This is a genomic window from Halococcoides cellulosivorans, from assembly GCF_003058365.1.
GTDB classification, from domain to species: Archaea; Halobacteriota; Halobacteria; order Halobacteriales; family Haloarculaceae; genus Halococcoides; species Halococcoides cellulosivorans.
In genome coordinates, this window is the sequence record NZ_CP028858.1 from 1,930,514 (window position 1) to 1,948,547 (window position 18,034).

18 protein-coding genes and 2 tRNA genes are annotated in these 18,034 nt (G+C 67.2%); 9 read left to right on the plus strand and 11 right to left on the minus strand.

From position 1 onward, the window contains the following. Window positions 1–183: 183 nt before the first annotated feature. The 5 genes from HARCEL1_RS09615 to HARCEL1_RS09635 form a co-directional block, all read right to left on the minus strand. Window positions 184–1,113 (minus strand): sulfide-dependent adenosine diphosphate thiazole synthase, encoded by a 930-nt coding sequence (locus tag HARCEL1_RS09615; protein WP_108382878.1) that lies wholly within the window; start codon window positions 1,111–1,113, stop codon window positions 184–186. A 146-nt stretch (window positions 1,114–1,259) separates the two neighbouring features. Further along, a complete protein-coding gene (locus tag HARCEL1_RS09620) occupies window positions 1,260–3,818 on the minus strand; it encodes an AAA family ATPase (RefSeq protein WP_108382881.1) in 2,559 nt (852 codons plus the stop codon). A gap of 143 nt (window positions 3,819–3,961) precedes the next feature. Then, on the minus strand, window positions 3,962–4,609 hold the full coding sequence (locus HARCEL1_RS09625) for a chemotaxis protein CheC (protein ID WP_108382884.1): 648 nt from the start codon (window positions 4,607–4,609) through the stop codon (window positions 3,962–3,964). A 57-nt stretch (window positions 4,610–4,666) separates the two neighbouring features. Next, a complete protein-coding gene (locus tag HARCEL1_RS09630; RefSeq protein WP_108382887.1) occupies window positions 4,667–5,413 on the minus strand; it encodes a 4-phosphopantoate--beta-alanine ligase in 747 nt (248 codons plus the stop codon). Between the two features lie 65 nt (window positions 5,414–5,478). Beyond that, window positions 5,479–6,327 carry a pantoate kinase gene (locus HARCEL1_RS09635; RefSeq protein WP_108382889.1) on the minus strand — a complete coding sequence of 283 codons (849 nt, stop codon included), beginning with the start codon at window positions 6,325–6,327 and terminating at the stop codon, window positions 5,479–5,481. Between the two features lie 94 nt (window positions 6,328–6,421). Between HARCEL1_RS09635 and HARCEL1_RS09640 the strand changes: the two genes are divergently transcribed. From HARCEL1_RS09640 to HARCEL1_RS09650, 3 genes are read left to right on the plus strand one after another with little or no spacing between them, the layout of a single operon-like run. Next, on the plus strand, window positions 6,422–6,724 hold the full coding sequence (locus HARCEL1_RS09640) for a UPF0175 family protein (RefSeq protein WP_108382892.1): 303 nt from the start codon (window positions 6,422–6,424) through the stop codon (window positions 6,722–6,724). Beyond that, the gene (locus HARCEL1_RS09645) at window positions 6,721–7,227 is read left to right on the plus strand and encodes a hypothetical protein (protein WP_108382895.1); all 507 of its coding nucleotides are present in this window, start codon (window positions 6,721–6,723) and stop codon (window positions 7,225–7,227) included. Before HARCEL1_RS09640 ends, HARCEL1_RS09645 begins: the two co-directional genes overlap by 4 nt. Window positions 7,228–7,274: 47 nt before the next feature. Continuing rightward, a complete protein-coding gene (locus tag HARCEL1_RS09650) occupies window positions 7,275–8,291 on the plus strand; it encodes a phosphotransferase family protein (protein ID WP_108382897.1) in 1,017 nt (338 codons plus the stop codon). A gap of 1 nt (window position 8,292) precedes the next feature. On the opposite strand, the gene HARCEL1_RS09655 is transcribed toward HARCEL1_RS09650, so the two are convergent. Then, entirely contained in the window at window positions 8,293–9,036 is a 744-nt protein-coding gene (locus HARCEL1_RS09655; RefSeq protein WP_108382899.1) for a TrmB family transcriptional regulator sugar-binding domain-containing protein, read from the minus strand. Window positions 9,037–9,148: 112 nt separating this feature from the next. Between HARCEL1_RS09655 and HARCEL1_RS09660 the strand changes: the two genes are divergently transcribed. After that, window positions 9,149–10,699, plus strand: a complete 1,551-nt coding sequence (locus HARCEL1_RS09660; protein WP_108382902.1) for a GAF domain-containing protein — start codon at window positions 9,149–9,151, stop codon at window positions 10,697–10,699. Between the two features lie 35 nt (window positions 10,700–10,734). On the opposite strand, the gene purF is transcribed toward HARCEL1_RS09660, so the two are convergent. Both purF and HARCEL1_RS09670 read right to left on the minus strand, forming a co-directional pair. Further along, entirely contained in the window at window positions 10,735–12,156 is a 1,422-nt protein-coding gene (gene purF / locus HARCEL1_RS09665) for an amidophosphoribosyltransferase (RefSeq protein WP_108382905.1), read from the minus strand. 1 nt (window position 12,157) lies between these two features. Continuing rightward, window positions 12,158–12,331, minus strand: a complete 174-nt coding sequence (locus HARCEL1_RS09670) for a 50S ribosomal protein L37e (protein WP_108382908.1) — start codon at window positions 12,329–12,331, stop codon at window positions 12,158–12,160. 142 nt (window positions 12,332–12,473) lie between these two features. Between HARCEL1_RS09670 and HARCEL1_RS09675 the strand changes: the two genes are divergently transcribed. Beyond that, on the plus strand, window positions 12,474–13,121 hold the full coding sequence (locus HARCEL1_RS09675; RefSeq protein WP_108382911.1) for a class I SAM-dependent methyltransferase: 648 nt from the start codon (window positions 12,474–12,476) through the stop codon (window positions 13,119–13,121). 2 nt (window positions 13,122–13,123) lie between these two features. Here the strand turns inward: HARCEL1_RS09675 and HARCEL1_RS09680 are convergent, their stop codons facing one another. Then, on the minus strand, window positions 13,124–13,618 hold the full coding sequence (locus HARCEL1_RS09680) for a metalloprotease family protein (protein ID WP_108382914.1): 495 nt from the start codon (window positions 13,616–13,618) through the stop codon (window positions 13,124–13,126). Between the two features lie 97 nt (window positions 13,619–13,715). Here HARCEL1_RS09680 and HARCEL1_RS09685 point away from each other — a divergent pair, with 97 nt between their 5' ends. From HARCEL1_RS09685 to HARCEL1_RS09700, 4 genes are all read left to right on the plus strand, one after another. Further along, window positions 13,716–14,666: a type IV pilin gene (locus HARCEL1_RS09685; protein WP_267894694.1), complete on the plus strand. Its 951-nt coding sequence runs from the start codon at window positions 13,716–13,718 to the stop codon at window positions 14,664–14,666. A 45-nt stretch (window positions 14,667–14,711) separates the two neighbouring features. Continuing rightward, window positions 14,712–15,347, plus strand: coding sequence for a hypothetical protein (locus tag HARCEL1_RS09690; protein ID WP_108382916.1), 636 nt, complete (start codon window positions 14,712–14,714; stop codon window positions 15,345–15,347). Between the two features lie 154 nt (window positions 15,348–15,501). Next, on the plus strand, window positions 15,502–16,422 hold the full coding sequence (locus HARCEL1_RS09695) for an ArsR family transcriptional regulator (RefSeq protein ID WP_108382919.1): 921 nt from the start codon (window positions 15,502–15,504) through the stop codon (window positions 16,420–16,422). Then, a complete protein-coding gene (locus HARCEL1_RS09700; protein ID WP_108382921.1) occupies window positions 16,419–17,231 on the plus strand; it encodes a DUF6036 family nucleotidyltransferase in 813 nt (270 codons plus the stop codon). The genes HARCEL1_RS09695 and HARCEL1_RS09700 overlap by 4 nt, the downstream gene beginning before the upstream one ends. A 491-nt stretch (window positions 17,232–17,722) precedes the next feature. Here the strand turns inward: HARCEL1_RS09700 and HARCEL1_RS09705 are convergent. Then, window positions 17,723–17,825 (minus strand) — tRNA-Ile (locus tag HARCEL1_RS09705). A gap of 56 nt (window positions 17,826–17,881) precedes the next feature. Beyond that, window positions 17,882–17,954, minus strand: a tRNA-Asn gene (locus HARCEL1_RS09710). Window positions 17,955–18,034 lie beyond the last annotated feature (80 nt).

Below are 18,034 nucleotides of genomic sequence, written 5' to 3' on the forward strand. Positions count from 1 at the left end.
ACGATCACGGGTGAAAAGCGCTGGTAATAGCTCTATTGAGGCCTCCCGAGTCCTCCAACGCAGTCGCTCGGGAGCTCTCGCGAACAGCGGGCCGGCGAGTGCGTACGTGGCCGAGGTGTCAGAGTCTCGCCGGACGCCCGCGCCGGCCCCGCACCAAGCGGTGGCCGGAACTGCGTCGGCCGATCAGTCGTCGGCGGGCGTCGCGGGCGTGGTCTCCAACTCGACCGCGGGGGCCTCGACGCCGAGTTCCTCGATGGCGGCCTCGGCGGCGAGTTTCCCGGAGACGAGCATGGCACCGAACGTCGGGCCCATGCGCGGCAGGCCGTACGTCGAGGCGGTCGCCATGCCGGTCGCGATCAGGCCGTCGTGGACGACGCCGGTGTGTTCGACGACCTGGTCTTCGGACTCGGAGACCCACATCGAGTCGTGGCCCGGCGAGTCGTGGCCCGGCGCGCCGTAGGAGTTGTCGCCAGTGTCGTCCATCCCGGTCGCAGCAGCCTCGGCGTCGCCGATGCCCGGTGCGTCGAGCACGCCGCGCTCGTCGAGTTTCTTGACCGCCATCGCGTCGTGACCCGTCGCGTCGATGACGACGTCGGCCTCGACGGCGATCGGGTCGACACACGTGATCTCACGGGGCAGCGCGTGGACGGGCGTCCAGTTCATGACGATCCCGCCGACGCGGTGGTCCTCGCGGATCACGATGTCGGTGAACTCCGTCATGTTCTGGATCTTCACGCCGGCGTCACAGGCGGCCTTGATCAAACCAGAGCAGGCCTCGGGCCCGTTCGCGACGTGGAGGTCCTCGGTCTCGGATTCCTCGTAGTCGACGTCCAGATCGTCGAGGATCTGCTGGGCGGGGTCCCGCACGGTGACCTTGTTCATCAGGAAGCCACCGAGCCAGAAGCCCCCGCCGAGATAGTTGTTCTTCTCGACGATCATCGTCTTCACGCCGCGCTCGGCGAGTTCCTTCCCGGCCATCAGGCCCGAGGGCCCACCGCCGATGATGATCACGTCCGACTCGGAGAAGTCCATGAACTCCTCGCTCCACTCCTCGCCGATCGCGCGTGTGACGGCGACTTCGTCGACGTCTGCGAACTGGTCGAAGTCTTCCATACCACTCTGTGGTATCACCCGGTGGTAGAAAGGCGTTGCGATCGCGATAGGTCGGCGGTCGTCCAGCCGATCGACGAAGCATGGGCTGGCGATCGGGTCGTGTCGAATGGGTCCGGCGATCGATGGCGAGCGGCGACGAGACGTGATCAGTTGATATACGACAGCGAGGCCTCGGTCCTGTCGCCGCCCCCGTACCGATCCAGCCAGGACGCGATGCTCGACTCGGTACACTCGACCGCCGCGAGCAACCGCTCGGTCGTCACGACGCTGTCGGCGCGCAGGGCGCGCTGGGCGGCCTCGTCGGCGACGTGTGCGAGATCGCTCGCGGCGTACCCCGCCGTCGCCTCGACCAGATCGGCCCAGACGATGTCGTCGGCGATCGGACGATCGGCGAGTTGCACCTCCAGAATCGCGCGTCTGGCGTCGGCGTCCGGCGGGGGGACCTCGATCCGCTCGTCGAACCGCCCCGAGCGACGGATCGCGTCGTCGAGGTCGTCGGGCAGGTTGGTCGTCCCGACCACGATGACGCGCTCGTCGTCGATCGATTCCAGTTCGGTCAGGAGTTGATTGACCATCGTCTGGAGGCTGTCGGCGCCGACCTCGGATCGCGATCCGGCGATCGCGTCGATCTCGTCGAGGACGACCAGACAGGGCTGATTCGCCCGCGCGATCGCGAACAGATCCGCGACGCGCTGGGCGGGTTCGCCCATGGTCTCGCCGGTGAGTGTCGCCGGCCCGACCTGAACGAAATACTGGTCGAGTTCACCCGCGAGCGCGCGACTCACGTAGGATTTCCCACAGCCGGGCGGGCCGTACAGCAAGATTCCCGAGGTCGGGTCGAGGCCGTATCGCTCGTAGGTCGCCCGATCGCGGAGGGGGTCGAGCACCGTGCGTCCCATGGTCTCCAGGAGGTCGTCCATCCCGCCGACGTCATCGAACGAGCGTTTCACCTCGCGCTGGACGATCGAACCCGCGGAGAGATACTCGGCGTCGTCGGGGTCGACGATCCGACCGGTCCCGTCGGTCTCCCGAGCCAGGAACTCGTAGCGGCCGACCCAGCCGTCGATCGACGTCTCGGCGTCCCGGGCGACGCTGGCGAGGTCGTCGCCCGTGATCGGACGGTCGGCGGCCATCGCGCGCCGGGCGGCGCTCTCGACGAGGCGTTCGAGGTCGCTCCCGGCGAACCCCGCGGACACCTCCACCGCCGGTTCGAGGTCCAGATCCTCGGCAGTCGGTCGATCGCGGAGGTGAACTTCGAGGATCGCACGTCTGGCGTCGGCGTCCGGTGGGGGAACCTCGATGCGCTCGTCGAACCGGCCAGAGCGGCGGATCGCGTCGTCGACGTCGTCGAGGTGGTTGGTCGCGCCGACCACGATCACGTCTTCGCCGTCGATGGCTTCGAGTTCGACGAGCAACTGGGTGACGAGTTGGCGCTCGCTCTGGTTCGCGTTGGATCCGTCGCGCGCGGCGGTGATGCCGTCGATCTCGTCGAGAAAGACCAGACAGGGCTGGTTCGCCCGCGCGATCGCGAACAGGTCCTCGACGCGGACCGCGGGTTCGCCCATGTACTTGCTCATCAGATCGGCCGGCCGGGCGTCGAGGTAGTCGAAGCCGAGTTCGCCCGCGAGCGCGCCCGCGACGTGAGTCTTCCCACACCCCGGCGGACCGTGGAGGAGGACACCGTTGACGACGCTCAGCCCGTAGGACGCGTAGCGATCGGCGTGAGTCAGCGGGTCGACGATCGTCCGCCGGAGCGTCGACAGGAGTTCGGCGTTCCCGCCGACGTCGGAGAAATCCCGATCCGGCGTCGGCGTGAGTACCGACGCCGCGTCGAGTTCGCGGACGCTGTCTGGCTCTCGAATCCCCTCGCTCCCGCGCGTGCCCGACCGGACCGACGCCCGGTCGGCGGACGCGTCGTGGTCACCGACGATCGTCCCGAGGGCTTCGAACGAGTCGACCTCGTCGATCGCATCGGTCAGGACGTCGGCGGGCCACTCCAGGCCGGGCGTCCAGGTCTCCGGATCGGCGTCGGGATCGGGTCGCCCGGCGACATAGCAGTACCCACCGCTGTCGTCGGTCAGTTCGACGACGTAGGTCGGAAGATACAGTGCGGTACAGCCGTGGACGACCAGATCCGCGGTCTGATCGACGGCCTCGGTGAGGCCCGTCTCGGCGCGAAGGTCCTTCAGCAGATCCACCCCACGGTGGTCGTCGATCTTGCGCTGAAGGCGACGCGCTTCGGCGTCGTCGGAGGTCGTCTGCTGGCGCTCACGCCAGCGATCACGGCGGCGTTCGATCGCGGTCGCGACGTCGTCGAGGCGGTCGGGCAGCCAGGATTCGGCGCGCTCGCGGTCGATCGTCCGGTCGAGGACGAGCGTCGACTCGCGGAGGTCGGCGTAGGCCGCCCGCGGATCGACGGTCTCGGGATCGCACGCGGAGGCGGCGTACTGGCCGAGCGGAGCGTCGGCGATATCGGAGCGGCCGGGCACGATCGCACAGGATCGCTCCCGAGAGCCGTCGTCCCAGGGGAGGAGACTCTCGACGGCGTACGAGTAGGTAACGGCGTAGACGGGAAAGAGAACGCGCAAGACGACCGAACAGTCGTCGTGGCCGTCACACCAGGATTCGGCTCCGTCTTCGACGCGGTGGACGAACGCCGCTGGATCCGCGAGTCGCGTGTCGACGGACAGGTCCGACGGCGTCATGACTGGCGGACCGTCACGTCGGCGTTCAATCTGTCGAGCATAGCCAGGAATCGGACGGGGCGGGAATTTCCGTTTCGGTTCGGGCGCTTCGAGGGCGGCCACGGCCTGCCACCCCGCCGATCGGCGCACGATCGGCGCGAGAGCTACGGGACGAACTCCTCGGAGGCGGTCGTGTCCGTACCGACGTCGGTCTCCAGATCGATGGCCTGGATCAACTCCACGAGTTCGACCACGCGCGGGAGCGTGTAGACCGTCAACTCCACGTCGGCCTCCGGCGAAACGATGGTGGAGTCGACGACGAAGGCGATGTCCTCGTCGGGCCACCCGCCCATCGTCTCGACGACCTGGTTCGCGGGCCCGTAGGCAAACGATGGCGTCGAGATGTCGATCGTCGTATCGAGGACGTTCGCCAGGCCGTCGACGTACCCCGAGGTCATGATGTTCCCGATCTCCTGGAGTGCCGACCGTTCCATGTCGGTAAAGCCACCGCGCTGTTCGTCGGCGTCCATCCCGCCGACCATGGATTCGGCCAGCGACTTGCTCGCCGCCGGATCCATCACGAACAGGACGTAGCCGTGTGGTGGCTCGATCAACTCCACGAAGATCCCCACGGCGTCGTCGGTCCCGATGTGCGCATCGAGGTCCGAACTCTGGAGGAAGTTGATCTTCGAGACGTCCATCGTCGCCTCGATCCCTGCGAGCGTCTCCAGGTTCTCGGCAACGGTCTGAGAGCCCTCGCGAGCGATATCGTTGAAGAGGTCGAGTTTCCGGACGTCGACCTTGAGACTCATACCCACGGTACGAGCGATGGGCACCTAAGGACTCCGGCCGGACCGATCACCACACACTCAGTCCGCGAGCGACCCCTCGCGAATCGTCCGCTCGGCGTCGGCCAGCGCCGCGTCGGCGTCGAACTCAGCGATCACGCCGTCGAGGTCGGCCCCGGCCTCGCTCAACTCCCGAGCGTGGGCGGCCATCGTCGGCAGTGCGCGGACGACGTTGTCGACGATCGGGACGTCCGCGACCTGGGCCGAGCGTGAGAGCGGGTTGAGGTCGATCACGATCTCGGATTTCCCCAACTCCGCGAGCGCCGCGGCTCTGTCCCCGTCTTCGAGCGGGACCACGACGACGTCCGCGCGTTCGATCCCGTCGGCGTCACAGATCCCGCGGTCGTGGTCCAGCCCGGGAATGCGGCCGTCGCCCGCGAGGCCGTGCACGTCGGTCGCCCCGTGGGCCCGGAGGTGGTCCGCGATCGCCTCGATGCGCTCGGCCGAGCGGTGAAACAGGTTCACCTCGATGGCGGCGTCGGTCGCATCGGCCAGATCGACGACGCGCTCTGGCGCGAGCGCGGCGACGTTGCCGTTGACCGAGATGACAGGGTGGTCGGCGGCGAGGAGGTGCGCGGCGGCGGCGCGGGCGGCCCGATCGGCCGACGGGATCGTCCGCTCGCCGAGCAGGTAATCGAACGCCTCGCCACGCCCGTGGGCGATCAGGCCAGTGCGGCTCGTGAGCCCGTTTTCGAGACCCTCGACGAGGCGGTCGCGCGTTCGGAGCGACGCAGCACGTGGGTGGGAATCGGGAACGTCTGCGGTCACGGGCCGGCTTCGCCGCGCCCGATCAAAAGTCCCGCGAGGTCCGTCGCCGGACGAGCGACCGCGCGTTAGGCTCCGTCGCGGTCGTCGGGGACCTCACGCAGCGCGGCCCCCGCGGGATCGATCTGGACGCGACGAACGTCGTAGCCCGCCGCCGAGAGCCCGCCGTCGGGCGAGATGACGGTCTCACCGAGCATCGCGACGATCGCGGTCCCACCCGCGCGCTCCACGTCCGCGAGCACGTCAGCGACCGGGTGGTCCAGTCCCGCCGCAGTCCCGAACCGCCGGCTCGCCCGATAGAAGGTCGCGGGCCGGGGATCGTCGAGCAGGGTGGCGAGCGCGCGCTCGCCCGCCGCGCTCAGGCGGTCGGTCTCGCCGCCGACGATGTCCGCAGTCGAGCGCTCGCCACGGCTGAACACCTCGACCGATCCCGCGACGGGGATCGCGTCGACCCGACCGATCGACGGTTCGCCCGCGGCGGTCCGGACGACCAGTCCACCGGTCGCCTGCGCGACGACGTCACCCAGGCCCGTGCCGGCCGCGACCTCCGCACGGTGGGCCAGGCCGACCAGTTCCGAGCGCGGCCGCGGGCAGTCGAGTGCGGCCGCACCCGCGAGCGCCGTCCCGAGCGCGACCGCCCCCGAGACGCCGAACCCCGCGCCGAGCGGGAGGTCGGTCGCGACGGCGACCGCCCGATCGAGGCCCAGCGCCTGGCGGACCTGCTCGGCGGCCGCGATGTCGATCGGCTCGCCGTCGAGGGTGATCGGGCCCGACGCCTCGCGGACGGCGACGGTGACGCCGCTGGCGAGCGCGAGGCCCGCGCCGCGTGAGCCGGTGTGGGCCGGGTCGGGCCCGCGCTCGACGGTGAAAAAGCCGGTCACGTGACCGGGGACGAACGCGCGAGCCCTGACAGTCATCGACGGGCGATCGGCCCGGAATGGCGAAAACGCTGGCGGTTCGGGGCCGAATCGGACATCAGCTTCAAGATGGGCGTGGCCGAACACCGTTCACATGCCCGAGTTGACCGCCGACGTGCCCCAAGACCTCCTCACGGAGGTCGCGGCGGTGTCGAACCTGCTCGAAGAGGACCGCGAGCGGACCGTCGAACGGGCGCTCCGTGAGGGTCTGACCCGGTTGCGTGTCCAGACGGCCGTCCACCGCTACCAGAACGACGAGATCTCGATCGCCGCGGCCGCCGACATCGCTGACTGCTCGGTGGCCGACTGGCTGGAGATCGCCAACGAGCGCAACCTGACCACCCATCTCGACGTGGCCGACCTCGCTGACGACGCCGCGCGAGCCACCCAGCGATGACGTTCGCGTACGTCGGCCCGACGGTCTGTTACGATCTTGGCCAGGTCGGAGAACTCGACTTGCTCGAACACCTCGATGCGGCGATCGTCGTCCCCGAGTCGGTCGTCGAGGAGATCACCGTCGAACCCGCTCGGCTCAACCTCGATACGTTTCTAGACGAGCGGTCGGTCATCACCGACGTCCGATCGAACCCGCTCGATCGGGCCGCCGACGCGCTCGGACTCGATCGGGCGGGCTACGAGGCAGCGCTGTTCTCGGGGCTGTTCGACGACGACGCGGACGACGACATCGTGGTGGTCTCGGACGATCCACGCCTCCGTGCGATCGCTGCGGGGCTGGGCGCGGAGACGATCGGCAGTTTCGGCGTCGTCGTCGGCGCGGCTCAGGCGGACAAATACCTCACGCGCGCACAGGCCAAACGCATCGTCACGCGGATGGACGCGGTCGGCCTCCAGATGACTGGCGCGCTGCGTGGACGGGCCGTCGGCGAGTTCTCCGCATAAGGACGCGTGTCGTCGGCTTTATTTGCTCGGTGGGCGTATATGTATTCGTGTCGTCGCCAGCGGACGCGATCGAAGCGGTCCTCGACGAATCCGGCCCCGACTACGACGAGTACTCGTTCGAGCGCTCGTCCAGCGGGACGCGCGCCGACGTGTTTTTCGTCACCGTCGTCGTCGACGGGTCGGAGTACGAGGTAGTCGTCAAGTTCGAACCCGACGACGACCGACATTTCGATCTCGAACCGTACATTCAGGAGTACGTCGGAGAGCGAACGGACATTCCCGTGCCGGGAATTTTGGTCTTCCGTGACGACCCCGAGCAGGCAGTCGATCCCTACTTCATCACCGCGCGGATCCAGGGCGACTCGCTGACCGATCGGCTCGACCGCATCGACCCCGACGCTCAGAACCGCGTGCTCGCCCAGGCCGGCCGAATGTTGGGCGATCTGCACGATTCGATCGCTTTCGAGGGGTTCGGCCGGTTCGAACTCGACGACGGCCACCTCGCGATCCGAGACCTCTCCTGGGACTGGCAGACGTATTTCAAAGAATTGACCGAATCGCGGATCGAACACCTCGACGGGACTCCGTTCGAGGACGCTGCCGGCCGGGCCCAGGAGGCCCTCGACGCGGCCATCGAGGCCATACCGAGCGAGGGGACCCCACGACTCGTCCACGACGACTTCCGCCCGGGGAACCTTTTGGTCGATCCGGATCGCGAGGACCCGATCACCGTCGTCCTCGACTGGCAGGAGTTGATCGCCGCGCCGGAGGCGTACAACGTCGCTCAGGCCGAGTTCCTGTTCGTCGACTCGGTGATTCAAGATCCGGACCGGCAGGACGAACTCCGGGACCGATTTCGGGAGGCCTACCAGAGCGAGCACGATCTGGCCTTCGACGAGGCCTACGACGCGGTCGCACCACTGTATCAGCTCTCGACGCTGCTCTGGCGGATGGGCGCGTTCGAGGACTCACTCGACGACGACGCCACCGAACTCAAGCGAGCGCGCGCGGAGGCGTACTATCGCGGGCAGTTCGAGCAGTTGATCGACCGACTGCCGGATTAGATCAGGCGTCGATCGGCTCCAGGCGAATCCGATCTGCGACGTAGTCTTCGACGATCGCTCCGGAGCCACCGACACTGAATCGTCGATCGTTGGCCGCCAGCGCGAGGCTCGTCTCGACGGGGAAGGTGTTCGTCGCAGGCACGAGCAGGCTCTGTCTGACGTTGACCAGCCGCCCCGTTCGAGGCGTCGGCTCACGATCGGTCACCGCAGGGATGGTCTGGGGCGGGTAGGTGTCGACGGTCACCCTGAGCGTGCGTCGCCGCTGGAGCGCCTGGGTCGCCCGGACGACGGCCCGAAAAAACGATTCGTACCGTGCGGGCAGCGGGTCGGGGTCGGTCACGAACAGTTCGGCAGCACGCATCCAGTAGTTACCCAACAGCGACCCGAACATCAGGCGGGCCAACCTGAGATCCTCGACCATCGTGAGCGATCCCTGCCCGGAGTCGTCGATCGCACCGGGCGGACCGATCACGCCGACCTGCTCGTCGGCGGTACAGATCGCCGGCTCGACGCTCCGGGAGTGGCGAACGATCGTCGCGAACTCGGCCCACTCGGTGGGCTGGGACTGGTCGTGGACGAGAACGAGAGCGAGCACGCCGCGATCGACCGCCGCAGCCAGCGACTCACGAAAGGTCTCGATCGTCCCCGCCGGCACCGAGACACACACCCGACGCTCGGCCCGATCGATCAGCTCCCGGACCGCCGCCGCCCCGTCGGCGGCGTCGATCGACCGGACCGAAGACATACCACCGACCGACGCGGCGACGGCTGAAAAGTCTCCCGGCGAGACTGGACCGGCGAGCGAACCGGGACACCCACAGCGGGTTTTTTGACACCTCCCAGCGACAGTCAGGGGTATGGCCACCAGGCCGTCGGTGTTGTTCGTCGACGACCGAGACGGCTCCGACGCCGTCGAGCGCCTGCAGTCGACCGACTTGACCGTCGATCGGGTCCCCGATGCGGAGGCGGTCACCGATCGGATCGGACACGGCACGTACGACTGTGTCGTCTCCAGGCTCGAAGTGCCCGATCGGCGCGGCCTGACCTATCTCGGGGCGTTCGACGTCCACCAGGTCGTCCGCTCGGTCGACGCGGACGTCCCCTTTGTGTTGTTCACCGACGTCGAGAACTACGACGTGATCCGGCGAGTCTCCGAGCGCGACATCTTCGCGTTCGTCCCGGATCGCGGCGACGAGGACTCACGCGACCGCCTCGCTACGGTCGTCGATCGCGCGATCGGCCACCTGCCCGCGCGCCGTCGCGCCAGCCAGCAGACCGCGATCAACCGGACGATCCGCCGGGTGAACGAGGCGCTCGTCCGCGCGCCGACCCGCGAGCAGATCGAACAGGCCGTCGTGACCGTCCTCGCGGAGTCGACGCGGTTCAACGCCGCGCTCGTCTTCGAGGTCGACGAGGCGAACGCGCTGGTCGTCCCGCGCGCGGTCGGCGGCGTGGATGGCGGCCAGTCCGCGGTCGGCACCCGGACCGCCAGAGAGGCCGACCCGCTGGTCACGGCGATCACCGAGGACCGCACCGTGATCGCGCGCCGAGACGAGGCCCCCGGGGCGTTCGACGGTATCTGTGAGCGCGCGCGACTCCTCTGTGCGATGCCGCTGATCTACGAGACCGACCGGTTCGGCGTCCTCGCGGTGTACACCGACCGCGCGGACGCCTTTCGCACCGACGAGCGCCGCGCGTTCGAAGAACTCGCGCGCAACGTCGCGCTGGCGATCGACGCCGCCGAGACTCGCCACGCGCTTCGCGAACGCACACAGGCACTCGGCCGGCAGAACGACCGCCTCGAAGAGTTCGCCACCGTGATCTCACACGAACTCCGGCACCCCTTGCAGGTCGCGATGGGCCGCCTGGAGATCGTGGCCGACGCCGTCGACGACCCGAGCGTGAGTGACGAGATTCGGACGATCGAGCGCAATCACGCTCAGATCGCCTCGCTCATCGAGGATCTCGTCGCACTCGCCCGCGAGAACGCCCGCGAGCAGACGCGCGAACCGACGAGTCTCGAAGCGATCGCCCGCGAAGCCCGCGAGTACGTCGACCCGCCGCGCCCGGACGTCGTCGTCAACACGACCGCCGTGGTCCGGGTCGATCCCCACCGATTGCGCCACCTCTTCGAGATGCTCTATCGCCAGAGTGTCGAACGCGCCGGGCCGGACGTCGACATCGAGGTCCGCTCGATCGACGAGGGGTTCGAACTCGTCACCGATGCCGACGCGCTCCCGCCCGATCCCGACAGCGAGCGCTTCGAGGCCGATCTGGGCAACTCGACGGAGAGCCGACTGTCGATGCGACTCGTCACCAACATCGTCGAATCACACGGGTGGACGCTCACGACCGAACCGATCGACGGACAGGTCAGGTACGCCTTCGAAGGCGTCGAGTTCATGTAAGCGGCCGCGACGAGTCCCGCCGACGGCCGCGACGATCAGTCCGCGTCTGCGACGTGTCGGTCGGGCAGATCGAGGTCCCGATCGGTCGCCTCGCCGGCGATTTCGTACGGGTACTCACCGGTGACACAGCCCAGACAGAGGTCATCACGGTCGAACCCGATGGCGTCAGCGACGGCGTCGACCGAGAGGTAGGCGAGGCTATCGGCCCCGATGGTCTCGCGGATCTCGTCGACCGACCGATCGGCGGCGATGAGTTCCTCGCGACTCGCCATGTCGATCCCGAGATAGCAGGGCGCGACGATCGGCGGCGCGCCGATCCTGACGTGGACCGACTCCGCGCCGGCGTCACGTAGCAACTCGACCAACTGCGTCGAGGTCGTCCCGCGCACGATCGAGTCGTCGATGATCGTCACGTCCTTGCCGTCGATCGTGTTCGAGATCGGGTTGAGTTTCAGGCGGACGGCCTGTTCGCGCTCGTCCTGGGTGGGCATGATGAAGGTCCGCCCGACGTAGCGGTTTTTCATCAGCCCCTCGGCGAATTCCGCTTCGTCGGCGGCCTCGGCGTAGCCCGAGGCGAACGCGCGCCCGGAGTCGGGGACGGGCATCACCACGTCGCTCTCGACGCCCGACTCCTCGTACAGCGCCCGACCCAGATCCCGGCGCACGTCGTAGACCAACCGATCGTCGATGATCGAGTCCGGCCGGGCGAAATACACCCACTCGAAAAAGCAGTGGCCGGTCCGCTCGCGCTCGACCAACTGGTGGGCGGTGTAGTCGGTGCCGTCGGGATCGAGAACGATCGCTTCCCCCGGGCGGACGTCCCGCACCAACTCGCCGCCGAGCGTGTCGATCGCCGCCGATTCGGAGGCCAGCACGTAGCCGTCCTCCAGGCGGCCGAGCACGAGCGGGCGATTGCCCTCGGGGTCGCGCACCCCGAGCACGCGGTCGTCGTGAGCGATCGTGAGCGCGTACGAGCCGTGAATCCGCCCCATCGTCGTCTCGACGGCCTCGACGAGGTCTTCCTCCAGGAGGTTGCGCGCGAGGTCGTGCGCGATGACTTCGGTGTCGCCGTCGCTCGTGAAGGCGTGTCCGAGATCGGCCAACTCCGAGCGCAGCACGTCGGTGTTGACGAGATTGCCGTTGTGACTCAGGCCGAGCGACCCGCTCTTGAACGAAACAGAGAACGGCTGGGCACACGCCGAGTCGACGCTGCCCGCCGTCGGGTAGCGGACGTGGCCGATGCCGACCTGGCCCGCGAGATCCGCAATATCGCCCTCGTCGAACGCCTCACCGACGAGGCCCATCTCGACGTGGCCGTGCTGTTGAAAGCCGTCGTGGGTGACGATGCCCGCGGACTCCTGGCCGCGGTGCTGGAGAGCGTACAGCGCGTAATAGATCGGGCGCGCAGCGGGGCGATCCTCCAGCGCGACGCCGACGACGCCGCACTTCTCGTGCATCCTACTCGCCGGCTTTGTCCTGCCACTCGTAGCTTCGGCGCTTGGCCGACTTGCCGAACCCACAGGACGCACAGACGCCCTTGGAGACGTGGTAGGACTTGTTCCCACAGCGACGGCAGTTCACGTGGACCGTCTTGTTTTTCTTGCCTTGACTCGGGGTTCCAGCTCCAACCATGATTGTATCGTTGGGAGGGTTGGATCGCCTTTAACCGTTGTGTTCGGGCCCGACGCCGATCGCAACGGAGAGCCCGATCGCGACGCGCAGACCGATCGAGGCCGATCGCAACGCGTAGGGCCGCCAGCCGCCTCCGTGCAGTATGGCCGACCCGTCGCGCCGATCCGTCCGGGCGACCTACGACCGGATCGGCACGCACTTCGCGAAAACCCGTGCGCATCCCTGGCCCGCCGTCGAGGCCTTTCTCGCGGATCGGGACCCCGTCGAACGGGCCCTCGACGCCGGGTGTGGCAACGGTCGCCACGCCGAACTCCTCGCCGGGATTGCCGACACGACGATCTGTCTCGACGCGAGTCTCGCGATGCTCGCGACCGCCGCCGAGCGCGGTGTGGGCCCGCTGGTCGCCGGCGACATCGCTCGCCTCCCGCTCGGAGCGGGGACGATCGATCTCGCCGTCTCGATCGCGACGGTTCATCACCTCCCAGAGCGATCGGGCCGGATCGCCGCGCTCGACGACCTCGCGCGCGTGCTCGCGCCCGAGGGCCGCGCGCTCGTGAGCGTCTGGTCGACCGCCCACGACCGATTCGATGCGAGCGCCGACGACCAAAGCGGGATGGACACCACCGTCGACTGGACGCTCCCCGACGACACCGTCGTCGAGCGGTTCTATCACGTCTATTCGCCCCGCGAGTTCGATCGGGATCTGGCCGACGCCGCAGTTCGCGTCCTCGATCGGTTCGACGAGGCCGGCAACTGCTGGGCCGTGATCGGGCCGTCCGACGAGTCCTGAACTCAGAGCACGCCCTGCGCCCGGAGCATCCAGAAGATGACGACGGGGACGACGACGAAACTGTGCCCCCAGTCGAACAACCAGCGCGCGGCCTGGAGGCCGCGCCGACCCACCGCACTCTCGGGGGTGGCGTGCGGTGGCGGCGAGAGGTCGGTGTCGGAGGGCGCGGCCTGGGCGAGGAGTGCGACAGTGAGATACGCCGTCAAAAGCCAGACCGGGAACGGCACCTGCGTCGTGACCCAGGCGAGCGCGACCGCCAGCGGCGTCAGCAAGATCCACGGCGCGAGCGCCATCAGGATCCACGTCGTCGGATCGACCGGGCGATCGGGCCGGACGTAACTGCCGCGCCGGTCCGCGAACAGATCGAACAGCGTCATCTCGACGGTGTAGCCCCGCGCCTCGAACGCGAGCGCGTGGGCGTACTCGTGGGCGACCGTCCCCGGGAAAAAGAGCACGGAGAGCCCGTTGTCGAGGCGGGTCCAGACCGACGCAGTCATCGGTGAACGTAGGCGACGACCCGCATTTAGGCGTTCCCGTTCGACGCGGGAGCGGCGTGGCCGCCATCCTCATTTTTCGTCCGGTCTTACTGGCGGCGTGGCCCGGCGTCGCCCGAACTGTCGCGCCCTTTCGCCGGTCGTCGGAGACGTCATGCTGGTGGCCGTCGTGCTCGTACTCGGAGCGGTCAGCGCGGGTGCACTGTTCGGCGTCGCCGAGACGGGCGACCCCGCGCCGACGGTGACACTCGATCTCGATCCGATCGAGGACCGCCCGACCACGCGGCTCCGGCACACCCACGGGGCCGTCCTCGACGGCGACCGCCTCCGACTCCGCGGGGTCGCCGACCCGGACGCGGCGACCGGTCGCAAGATCGCCGCCGGCGACGCGATCACCGTCGCCCCCGTCGCCGACCGGATCGTGGTGGTCTGGAGCGGTGATCGCGACACCAGCCACGTCCTCAGCCGCCTCGCAGTCGCGGACCCACTCCCCGTGCCCGACCGGCGGTGTGGGTTCGTCGACAGCGAGACGAACGGGGGCGTCGACGCCATCACCGTCGACGGGATCGTCGTGGCGTGTGACGTCGTGACCGACGAGCAGGTGACCGTCCAGAACGGCGGCGTCGTGATCGGCGACGCGATCAGCGACGCGAAGGCGTTCGACGGCGACGACGCGACGGTCTACGGGGACCTCGACGTCGCGGCGGTCGCGAACCTCCAGACCGGGACGATCACCGGCGACGTCACCTCGCAGACGGCCGACGTCAAACTCGACGACGCGACCGTCGAGGGCGCGGTGAACGCCGAGAAGGTCGCCGAAGCGACGGGCGGCACCGTCGTCGGGGGCGACGTCGTGAGCCAGACCGCAGACGCGAAAGTCATCGACAGCACCGTCGAGGGGTCGGTGACTGCCGACGACACCGTCAAGCTCGACGGCGCGACGGTGACCGGGCACGTCTACGCCGATCCCGCCGACCTGGACTGTACCGATTCGACGATCGCCGGGCGGGACTGTGGAGCGTACTCGCCGCGGCCTCGATCGGAGTGGTGACAGTCCCGAAACGCTGATCGGATCGGTCTGAGTATCGCGAGTGGCATGACCGCCACCGACAGAGTCGGTCCAGAACGCGGTCCCGCCGCCGTGGGAATTTTCGCGGCCCTCCCCGGGGCAGGACTGGTCGTCCTCTATCCGCTGACCGTTGCTGGCCTCGTGCCAGGGACCGAGCAGTTTGGATCGACCCACCCGTCTGCCACGCATCCGATCATCGTCTCCCTCGGCGTCATCGCCGGGTCGGTCTCGCTGACCTGGGGGACCTTCGCGGTCCGCGACGACGATATCGCTCCGCTCACTTCACGGCGGGCACTCACGGCGCTGGGCCCGGCGCTCGTGAGTGCCGGTCTCGGCGTCGCGTGGTTCTCGGTCAAGTGGACCGGCGCGACCCCGACGAACATCGAAGGGGAGCCGACCACCCCGCTCGCGCTCGTGGAGGTTCTCCGCCTCGAACTCACTGCCGTCCAGTTCGTCGCGCTCGCGGCCGTGTCCGCGACGGTCGTCGGCACCGTCGCGGCCACCCGGGACCGACAGAGGGCGCTCGTGGCGACGGCCCTGCCGATCGGGCTCAGCGCGGTCGGATTCGGGTGGGGCCCACAGCACCTCACGCTCTCCGCAGTCCTCGCCATCGCGGCCATCACGGCGATTCCGTTCGCTGTCGGATACGCAACGGCGCGGTGAAAGTGAGTTTCGACGCGCCGCCGGTCCTTACGACGGGATCGACATTCAACTCCCGCTCCAGGACGCAGCCGATTGAGACATCGCACAGACGTGGCTGCCCTTTTGTTGCAAAAATACGAACTTATTTATATTCGTTTCGCATAGACGCAACACAGTGTATACGGAAGCAGAGCTTCGTGCGCTGGACGCGATCCGACGTGGGTCGACGGTCTCCGAGCTTGCCGAAGAACTCGATCGGAGCACGAGTTACGTGTCCGAACTCGTCGATCGAATGGAGTCGAAGGGGCTGGTCACGACCGCCCGAGACGGGAAACGGAAGCAGATTCGTCGCTCGGATGCCCACGCCGCCGAACTGTTCGAGAGTTTCGTCCACCAGTACTCCCATATCCCGTTTCCCGAACTGCTGGGCGGCACGACGCTTCGCGTGCTGTACTATCTCGAGTCGCCGGCGACTGCATCGGACCTCACCGACCGGGTGGACGTTCACCGAAGCACGATCCATCGTTCGCTCTCCCCACTGGAGGACCGCGGGATGGTATACCGATCGGACGGGGAGTACGCACTCAACGACGAATTCACGGAGTTATCGACGCTCGCTCGTGAGTTCGCTCACCTTCGGCATCGACAACGAATCGCAGACCAGACCGCGTCGTTCACACTCCTCTGGGAGTCGCCGGACGAGTGTCTCGTCCAGACGCCCGACGAGATCGATGCTGAGCCGTTCCATCTGACAGGACCGGAACTGTTCCAGTCGTATGGCCTGCCGCTGCTGGCCCGTGAGCGCCGGTACTACCTGTATTCGGAGTCGATCGACGACGTCTCTCCCGCGGAGTTGTGCTGTCACATGCTCGTGATCGACGAGGGGACGCGAACGCAGTCGTACTGTCTCCTCTTGCTCAGTGAGACGGCGATCGACCGTGAGGAACTCCTCGATGTCGCGAGTACGTACGACGTCGCGGACCAGGTCTCCACCCTCATCGAGTATCTCGATACGGCGGGTGAGCACCGCACGGAACGACTCCCGAGGTGGACGGAGTTCCGTGATCTGGCGGACGAATACGGGGTGTCACTGTGAGACAGCGGTTCGACAGCGAGTACATCGAATCCGAGTTGCGGCGGATCGGCAGTGCACTCGAAAGCGATCTGACGGCCTCTCTCATCGGTGGTGGGGCGATGGCGTTCCGTGACCTCAAGTCCACGACCAAGGACATCGATCTGATCGTTACCGACGGCGACGACCTCCGAATGTTACAGGCCGTCTTGCTCGACCACGGGTACAGTGTCGTCGAGGATCCAAACGAAGAATACGACGACCTCGGAGCGCAGCGAATCCTGGAAAACGACGACGGGTGTCGAATCGACGACTTCAACCAGCAAGTGATCGACAAGCTCGTTCTTTCGAAGGGAATGTGCGATCGAAGTGTCGTCCACCTCGAAGCCGGTGGGCTGACCGTGAAGCTGCTCAGTTCAGAGGACATCTTCCTGTTCAAATCGGTCGCGGGCCGAACGGACGACATCGAGGACATGTTCGCACTCGTGCAGACAGATCTGAACGACGATGTCATCGAGGACGAGTTGGACCATCAGATCGATTTGCTGGGCCAGGAACTGTTCGTTACCTACGTGAACGAGGCACTGCTCGAACTCGAAGACCGACACAACGTCTCGCCGTCTATAGCCGATCGAGTCTCTGAAATTACCCAACGCGTGTATCGGGAACTCGACGTGCTACAGGCGATCGAGGGGGATACGTCTCGATCAGAGCTGGACGCTGTAGTCGATCTTCCAGGTGACGCCATCGACGAGGCCATCCACAGTCTCGTCGAAAAGGAGATCATTTCGATCGACGATGACCGGATCGTCCAGCATTCGACGAAACTCTGATTGAGATGGTGACGTGAGCCAATCTCCTCTAAATTAGCCCTCAAAGAGTGATGGAGTTCGCATACGGCGGCCGCGAGGCGGCTCTGGCGACTCGAACTCGCGGCGTGTAGCGCCGCGCAAGCGACCCGTTTCACTCCTGGCGAAGCCTGCGAGACGTGACTGAAAGGAGCGTCTCGAATACGCGAACGGCAACGCCGTGAACCGAAGGCTGAGCCAGCAGGTCTTTTTAATCCAGATTTTTCGAGGAGTGGGTTGCGGGCCGTCCGGCCCGCAACCGATTCCGTGGCGTGGGAGACGGGAAGCCGTCTCCAATCGAGGCGGTGGAACCGCCTCGCAGCCGCCACGCAGTTCGCGCGGAGCGCGAACCCGACGACGAAAAAGGTGGTCGGATGGGCCCTGGCGGATTCGAACCACGGTCACTCCCGCTCGCTTCGCTCGCGGTCGTTCCCAGGTTCGATCCGCGGGCCATCTCCCTCGCTGCGCTCGGTCGATGGGCCCTGGCGGATTCGAACCACCGACCACTCGGTGTCCCAGTCCGCCGCATCGCGACGAACCTATGAGCCGAGCGCTCTCACCAGACTGAGCTAAGGGCCCTCACTCGCAGTTCTCACCCGTGGCCTTTGAGGGTACCGAATCGCCGCGAAAAACGACGCCACCGCCAGGGCTCGAACCTGGGACAACCTCGTTAACAGCGAGGTGCTCTACCAGCTGAGCTACGGCGGCGCGCACTCACCGATATACGGCAGGGGAAAAAGGGGCTTTCGTTTTGGGACCGATATCCTTTCGGGCGCGGCCGCCCCCGC

Bases quoted from the DNA above. Each gene is read 5' to 3' on its own strand.
- HARCEL1_RS09635 (WP_108382889.1), bottom strand. From the start codon at position 6,327: ATGACTGTCAGGGCTCGCGCGTTCGTCCCCGGTCACGTGACCGGCTTT.
- HARCEL1_RS09640 (WP_108382892.1), top strand. From the start codon at position 6,422: ATGCCCGAGTTGACCGCCGACGTGCCCCAAGACCTCCTCACGGAGGTC.
- HARCEL1_RS09690 (WP_108382916.1), top strand. From the start codon at position 14,712: ATGACCGCCACCGACAGAGTCGGTCCAGAACGCGGTCCCGCCGCCGTG.
- HARCEL1_RS09670 (WP_108382908.1), bottom strand. From the start codon at position 12,331: ATGGTTGGAGCTGGAACCCCGAGTCAAGGCAAGAAAAACAAGACGGTC.
- HARCEL1_RS09675 (WP_108382911.1), top strand. From the start codon at position 12,474: ATGGCCGACCCGTCGCGCCGATCCGTCCGGGCGACCTACGACCGGATC.
- purF (WP_108382905.1), bottom strand. From the start codon at position 12,156: ATGCACGAGAAGTGCGGCGTCGTCGGCGTCGCGCTGGAGGATCGCCCC.
- HARCEL1_RS09660 (WP_108382902.1), top strand. From the start codon at position 9,149: ATGGCCACCAGGCCGTCGGTGTTGTTCGTCGACGACCGAGACGGCTCC.
- HARCEL1_RS09645 (WP_108382895.1), top strand. From the start codon at position 6,721: ATGACGTTCGCGTACGTCGGCCCGACGGTCTGTTACGATCTTGGCCAG.
- HARCEL1_RS09620 (WP_108382881.1), bottom strand. From the start codon at position 3,818: ATGACGCCGTCGGACCTGTCCGTCGACACGCGACTCGCGGATCCAGCG.
- HARCEL1_RS09680 (WP_108382914.1), bottom strand. From the start codon at position 13,618: ATGACTGCGTCGGTCTGGACCCGCCTCGACAACGGGCTCTCCGTGCTC.
- HARCEL1_RS09655 (WP_108382899.1), bottom strand. From the start codon at position 9,036: ATGTCTTCGGTCCGGTCGATCGACGCCGCCGACGGGGCGGCGGCGGTC.
- HARCEL1_RS09625 (WP_108382884.1), bottom strand. From the start codon at position 4,609: ATGAGTCTCAAGGTCGACGTCCGGAAACTCGACCTCTTCAACGATATC.
- HARCEL1_RS09615 (WP_108382878.1), bottom strand. From the start codon at position 1,113: ATGGAAGACTTCGACCAGTTCGCAGACGTCGACGAAGTCGCCGTCACA.